Source organism: Clostridium mediterraneense, from assembly GCF_900091705.1.
In the GTDB taxonomy this organism is placed as follows: domain Bacteria; phylum Bacillota; class Clostridia; order Clostridiales; family Clostridiaceae; genus Sarcina; species Sarcina mediterraneense.
Map to the genome: position 1 here is coordinate 706,684 of NZ_LT594785.1, position 6,267 is coordinate 712,950.

5 protein-coding genes and 8 tRNA genes are annotated in these 6,267 nt (G+C 27.6%); 11 read left to right on the plus strand and 2 right to left on the minus strand.

Going from position 1 to position 6,267, the window contains the following annotated elements; all coding sequences use genetic code 11:
- Window positions 1-6: 6 nt before the first annotated feature.
- The gene (locus tag BN8917_RS05355; RefSeq protein WP_066871656.1) at window positions 7-408 is read right to left on the minus strand and encodes a hypothetical protein; all 402 of its coding nucleotides are present in this window, start codon (window positions 406-408) and stop codon (window positions 7-9) included.
- Between the two features lie 152 nt (window positions 409-560).
- On the opposite strand from BN8917_RS05355, the gene BN8917_RS05360 reads away from it, so the two are divergent.
- Entirely contained in the window at window positions 561-2,063 is a 1,503-nt protein-coding gene (locus tag BN8917_RS05360) for an ABC transporter substrate-binding protein (RefSeq protein WP_066871659.1), read from the plus strand.
- 44 nt (window positions 2,064-2,107) lie between these two features.
- On the opposite strand, the gene BN8917_RS05365 is transcribed toward BN8917_RS05360, so the two are convergent.
- Window positions 2,108-3,871, minus strand: a complete 1,764-nt coding sequence (locus BN8917_RS05365) for a hypothetical protein (protein WP_066871662.1) — start codon at window positions 3,869-3,871, stop codon at window positions 2,108-2,110.
- Between the two features lie 199 nt (window positions 3,872-4,070).
- Between BN8917_RS05365 and BN8917_RS05370 the strand changes: the two genes are divergently transcribed.
- The 10 genes from BN8917_RS05370 (at window position 4,071) to BN8917_RS05415 (ending at window position 6,210) form a co-directional block, all read left to right on the plus strand.
- On the plus strand, window positions 4,071-4,682 hold the full coding sequence (locus BN8917_RS05370; RefSeq protein WP_066871665.1) for an XTP/dITP diphosphatase: 612 nt from the start codon (window positions 4,071-4,073) through the stop codon (window positions 4,680-4,682).
- Window positions 4,683-4,762: 80 nt separating this feature from the next.
- On the plus strand, window positions 4,763-5,233 hold the full coding sequence (locus BN8917_RS05375) for a metallophosphoesterase (protein ID WP_066871667.1): 471 nt from the start codon (window positions 4,763-4,765) through the stop codon (window positions 5,231-5,233).
- 207 nt (window positions 5,234-5,440) lie between these two features.
- Window positions 5,441-5,516: transfer RNA gene (locus BN8917_RS05380), tRNA-Pro, on the plus strand.
- A 4-nt stretch (window positions 5,517-5,520) separates the two neighbouring features.
- Window positions 5,521-5,594 (plus strand) — tRNA-Gly (locus BN8917_RS05385).
- 89 nt (window positions 5,595-5,683) lie between these two features.
- A tRNA-Arg gene (locus BN8917_RS05390) sits at window positions 5,684-5,760 on the plus strand.
- Between the two features lie 3 nt (window positions 5,761-5,763).
- A tRNA-Pro gene (locus tag BN8917_RS05395) sits at window positions 5,764-5,839 on the plus strand.
- A 4-nt stretch (window positions 5,840-5,843) separates the two neighbouring features.
- Window positions 5,844-5,917: transfer RNA gene (locus BN8917_RS05400), tRNA-Gly, on the plus strand.
- Between the two features lie 41 nt (window positions 5,918-5,958).
- Window positions 5,959-6,035 (plus strand) — tRNA-Arg (locus BN8917_RS05405).
- A gap of 4 nt (window positions 6,036-6,039) precedes the next feature.
- Window positions 6,040-6,115: transfer RNA gene (locus BN8917_RS05410), tRNA-His, on the plus strand.
- Between the two features lie 20 nt (window positions 6,116-6,135).
- Window positions 6,136-6,210: transfer RNA gene (locus BN8917_RS05415), tRNA-Gln, on the plus strand.
- Window positions 6,211-6,267 lie beyond the last annotated feature (57 nt).

Below are 6,267 nucleotides of genomic sequence, written 5' to 3' on the forward strand. Positions count from 1 at the left end.
TTCTTTTTATTTTTTAGTATTATCTTCTGTTTGAGAATTATTTTCTACAACTTCATCAGAAATATTTTTCATTTCTTCAATATCATCATTAGATATAGTATCTTCATCTAAACTAGAATTTTGATTTGAAGAGTTTTCGTCTAGTTTATTTTCTTTAACTAATATATCTTCAATATCTTTTCTTACTTCCTCTTCTTCAGAAAGCTTTTTATTAAATTTTTTAATTGTATTTTTATCATCATATACAGCTTCAGTTATTATAGAAAGACGATTTGCAATCTTTTCAAGTAAGTAATTTTTATATTTAACTTGCTTATAAGCCTTATTAGCAATAACAAATGTCCAAATACCTATAAACATTAAAGTAACCATAAATAATATAGCAATTATTTGTACTGCGATAGTCATAATTTACCTCCTAAAAAGTATTAAATAAATTATAACACTTCTATTTATTAAATGTAAATAAATGAAAATTTAATGCTTTAGCTTAAATATGAATTAAAATCATTAAATATGTTAATCATTATAAATAGTACTAATTAAATGGGAGTTAAATTATGAAAAGATATAGAATTTTAAAATTTCTCAGTATTCTTTTTATTATTTTATTTACTGTTGCAGGATGTTCAAAAATAACTCCAGTAGCACCAGTTTCAAAAATAGGAAGTAATGATAGAGAAATGGTTTATACAACTACAGATATTCCAACAACTCTAAGTCCATCTAGTTATATAAAAACTAGAGAAGAGGATATAATTGCATCTTTATTTGAAGGATTAATCGAAGTAACTGAAAATGGAGTAATAGCACCTGCTTTGGCTGAGGGATGGAATGTTAGTGATGATGGAATTAAATATAGTTTCTTAATTAGAAAAGATATTTATTGGAGTGATGGAAGTAAAATAACAGCAAAAGACTTTGAAAAATATTTTGAGTATCTATTATCTAAAGATAATAATAATTATACAACTGATGAACTATATAGTATTTATGGAGTAGAGAAATATAGAAATGGAGAATCAACTTTTAAGGACGTAGGGATTGTAGCTAAAGATGAAAGACATTTAAATATAAATTTAAATAGAAAAGATCCTGATTTTTTAAAGAAGTTAACTAAGCCTGAATATAGACTTAGAAATCCAGAAGATGAATTAGCAAATTATATTAATAGTTATAGAAATATTAGATATTCAGGACCATATGTAATTTCTAAAATTGATAATAATGATTCTATAAGTCTAACTAAAAACAAGGAATATAGTTTAAAGTTTAGTGGTGCTAAAAATATAAAGATTGTAAAAAGCAAAGATAATATTAAAGATTTTGCAAGACTTAGTACTAATAAGGTTGATTTAGCATATAACCCACCATATACAGTCTTTGAAGAAAGTAGTCTTAGAAGTAATACATATAATTTTGAATCTTCAAGACTTGAATACATGGTATTTAATTCTACTAAAGGTCTTAGCCAGTATCTAGATTTTAGAAAGGGTATATATATTGCATTAAGTATGAGTATAATGGAAAGTTATTTACCTAAAAATAATTTTGCAACTGTTGATATTAGACCTATAACCAAAGCAGAAGTAGAAGAGAGTGTTTTTTATAAAAAAGAAAATAAACAAGTTTATAGTGAAGAAACAAAAAATAAAAATTTTGAAATGAGTAGTAAATACCTTAAGGGAATTCCTAATCTTACAAAAGATAATCTTAGAATAATAGCAAAAGATAGTTTTGAAAATAAAAAGTTAGCTGAATTTATAAAAGCAGAGTTAGAAAAATATAAAATTAATGTTTCATATAAGTTTTATAATAAAGATGAATTAGAAGAAGCCTTAAAGGCGGGTAATTTTAATATATTTTTAGGTGAAGTAAACCTAGAAGAGGAAAATATAAATGATACTATAAAATCTATAGAACGATATTATAGGGATTTTGATTACTCAATATTCTCTTTATATAATGAAAATAATTTATGGAGCAAATCAGATAATTTAAAAAATGTTTATATAGATGCTAATGGAAATATAATTCTAAAAAAAATGCTTTATATAGGTTAAAAATAAAAAGGTAGAGCTTTTAAGCATCTACCTTTACTTTTTATTTATTCTTTTTTAGCTAATGAATCCTCTTTTATCTCTTTACTATCCTTTTCATCATTTAAAATTTCAACCTTAATTATATTATCTTCAACTTTAGCATCAGTTGCTACAATAGTATCAACATCAACTTCTTCATCACTATTCATAAGAGTATCTATAGCACTAGCTTTTTTATGATTTTTCTTAGAATTAGTTTTTAAAGATTTCTTAGGAATATTTTGAGGAGTTTCTTTAATAATTTCCTTAGGTACTTTTTCAAGTTTTTCTTCAGTTAAATCCTCAACTATATCTTCAATTATTTCCTCACGATATATTCTATCTGGTTTTTTAGAGTTTCTTTCTTTTTTTGTATCTTCATCAAGAGGAATAGGACAAATAAAGTTTATATAATCATCATTAAATAAACATATTATAAGAAAATCTACAAAAAGATTAGGAAAACTTTCGAAGCTAGTTTTGCTTGATGAGAATGTTCTCTTCTTTTTAGAATAAACAGTATTTTTTAAATATACAGGAGCAAGTAATGTTGAACTAGGATTATTAGTTTCTGGCATATTAAACATTAAATCATCTAATAGATCTGTTGATCTTAATGAAAAGTGCTTATATCTTTCTGAAGAGTCAAGTGTTGGTGGGTCAGGGAAACTAGTAATTATAGAAGAATTAACAATTGAATTTTTAAAGAATTCAGAAATTAATTTATCGTTTTCTTTATCACTATCATCTTCTCTATTGTAGAGTAAAAGATTTACTAAGTATAATATAAGCTCTATGTTGTAATATTTAACGTCCTTTTTATCACCAGGCTTTATAAATGTAGATAATTCATCATTATATATAGTTTTGAAGTATTTACATATATCCATAAAAGCTTCTTTAAAAACAAGCATCTTAGTATTTCTATATGAAAGATATAAATTTAAAGATGTCATTGTTGTTAAATTAAGATTTTTTGTATCAACAGCGTTATCTTGATATCTAGATAAAATAAAATCAGACATATCTAAAAGTAGGTTTTTACATTTAGTATTTTGGGATAGTTCATACATAATATTAAATACAAAGCAAATATGACAGCATTCCTCAAATGATTCATCATATAGGAATTCTTTTCTGTTATCAAACATATCTAGTATTTCAAAAGAGAAATTTTTAAAGTTTCTAGATTCATTAGTATCTGTAGTCATTGTTGAATATAAGTAATAAGCAAGCATCATATAAGCTTGATCAGAAAAAGAAAAACTAGAAGATTTATCTACAAGTTCTGGATAGCTATTATTTGAAGAAGAAATATTTTTTTTATCTACAAAGAATCCTTCAGTATTTCTTAAGTTCTTATAATAAAAATCTAGCTGTATCTTAGCAAGTTTTATATATGTTAGTGAAAGGTTATATAAATCATCATCAATATCTTTAAAATTTTTATAATAAGAAGCTAGTTTTAAAAGGTTTAAGGTCATAAGAGCATTTGATGAAATAAGAATTTCTTTTTTAAAAGTTGTTTCATCCCAAGTTTTACTATGTTTAGAATAATAAATATTTGGTTTGGCTTTTTTATATATAGCCATTATAGGGTTAAGTTCTTTTATATTATTGTATTGTCTAGATTCAAAGCTTTTTTTTAGTGTTTTTTGAGATATAGGAACCCCGCATCTAGAATCAAGAACTAGATGTTTAACTGATTCACGACTAAAAAAAAGTAGCTGTGATTCAATTTCTTTTGCGGAGATAGAATTCATCCTAAAGAAAGAACCTATATATTTCAATCTATTCACCTCATAAAATAATTCATATACTATTAATATGAAAATAGTAATAAAATATTACCATGCAAAATGCTAAAAATAGAGGATATAAGCATTTAATAATATAATTAATGAGAGTATAATTAGAGTAAAATATTTAATTATAGTAAAGTAAAATTTAATTATTAAAGCATATATATTAAAGAGAGGAGATTAGAAGGTGAGAAAGTTTATAATTGCAAGTAACAATAAGAATAAAGTTAAAGAGATAAAAGAAATATTAAAGGATATAGATTTAGAAATAGTTTCTCTTAAAGATGAGAATATAAATATAGAAGTAGAAGAAAATGGAGATACTTTTGAGGCTAACTCAAGAAAAAAAGCTAGTGAGATAGTAGAATATTTAAAATCAAAGGGAGAAAAAGAATTTATAGTAATGTCAGATGATTCAGGTCTTGAAGTTGATTATTTAAATGGAGCACCAGGAGTGTATTCAGCAAGATACTCAGGAGAAGACTGTAATAATCAAAGAAATAATGAAAAATTAATATCAGAATTAAAAGGTGTTCCAATGGAAGAAAGAACTGCTAAGTTCGTATGTGTTGTTACATTAATTTCATCAGAAGATAAAGAAATTGTAGTTCGTGGTGAATCTGAAGGAATAATAACAGAAGAATTAAGTGGTGATGAAGGGTTTGGATATGATCCATTATTCTATGTACCAGAATATAAAAAAACTTTTGCACAAATGAGTAGTGAAGAAAAAAATTTAATAAGTCATAGAGGTAGAGCACTTAAACAATTAAGAGAAAAAATAAAAGAAATATTATAAAAATACAGTATAAGGGTATCTTTTTATAAATTTTATTAGGGAAGGGATACTCTTTAAATATTAAAAGGAGAGTTAATAAAATGATTATAACAGTAGTAAGTGATACACATAATGATATAAATACATTAAACAAGGTTTTAGAATTAAGTAAAAATTCAGATGCAATTTTTCATTTAGGAGATAATATAGCAGATGCTAGATATATACAAGAAAAATTCAAAGGAAAAGTATATATGGTTAAGGGAAACTGTGATTATGATAGTAGTGGAGAGGAGGAATTATTAGTAGAACTAAAAGGAAAGAAGTTTTTATTAACACATGGTCATAATTATGGTGTTAATTATGATGTAAGTAAAATTTATTATAGAGCATTAGAACTTGGAGCAAATTGTGTTTTCTTTGGACATACACATAGAAAATTATTAATTGAAGAAGAAGGAACTTATATATTTAATCCAGGAAGTGCATCTTTAGCTAGGGATGGAAGTAATTCAATAGGATATTTAGAAATAGAAAATGATAAAATAAATTTAAAATATTATTTAATATAATCTATTTATATAATGAATTTATAAATAAATAATTATTGCTAATGGCTTATTTACTGGCTTTACATAAGCTTGTATAAAAAAATAAAAAAAATTTAAAAAAAGTGTTGACTTAATAATTTGTATAGTGTAGAATAACTATTGTCGTCAAGAGAGAACGACACAAACGAGAAACTTAAAGAAGAAGTTTTGATAAGCTATTTAGCATATCGGGGTGTGGCGCAGATGGGAGCGCGCGTGCTTTGGGAGCATGAGGTCGCAGGTTCAAGCCCTGTCACCCCGACCAGTATGCGGGTATAGTTCATTGGTAGAACGTCAGCCTTCCAAGCTGAATAGGCGAGTTCGATTCTCGCTACCCGCTCCAAAAACTTTTTCAAAAAAGTTCTTGACAAACAAAATCAGTTGTGTTAAACTGATTAACGTTGCAAGGGAAAAGCAATAAAAAAATAATGTGTATCTTTAGCTCAGCTGGATAGAGCAACGCCCTTCTAAGGCGTGGGTCTGGGGTTCGAATCCCTAAAGGTACACCATATCGGGGTGTGGCGCAGATGGGAGCGCGCGTGCTTTGGGAGCATGAGGTCGCAGGTTCAAGCCCTGTCACCCCGACCAATATGCGGGTATAGTTCATTGGTAGAACGTCAGCCTTCCAAGCTGAATAGGCGAGTTCGATTCTCGCTACCCGCTCCATAAATTTTTTATAAAATTTAACATAATAATAACTATAACGTGTATCTTTAGCTCAGCTGGATAGAGCAACGCCCTTCTAAGGCGTGGGCCTGGGGTTCGAATCCCTAAAGGTACACCATATGGTGGGAGTAGTTCAGTTGGTAGAGCACCAGGTTGTGGCTCTGGGTGTCGCGAGTTCGAGTCTCGTCTCTCACCCCATTAAAAAGTTATTATATTGTTGGGGTATAGCCAAGCGGTAAGGCAACGGACTTTGACTCCGTCATTCACAGGTTCAAATCCTGTTATCCCAGCCATGTGATTCGCTAGCTCAGTCGGTAGAGCACGTGACTTTTAATCACGGTGTCCGGGGT

What these genes read in the sequence shown, in the direction of transcription:
- BN8917_RS05355 (WP_066871656.1), bottom strand. Translation starts at nt 408, where the DNA reads ATGACTATCGCAGTACAAATAATTGCTATATTATTTATGGTTACTTTA.
- BN8917_RS05360 (WP_066871659.1), top strand. Translation starts at nt 561, where the DNA reads ATGAAAAGATATAGAATTTTAAAATTTCTCAGTATTCTTTTTATTATT.
- BN8917_RS05375 (WP_066871667.1), top strand. Translation starts at nt 4,763, where the DNA reads ATGATTATAACAGTAGTAAGTGATACACATAATGATATAAATACATTA.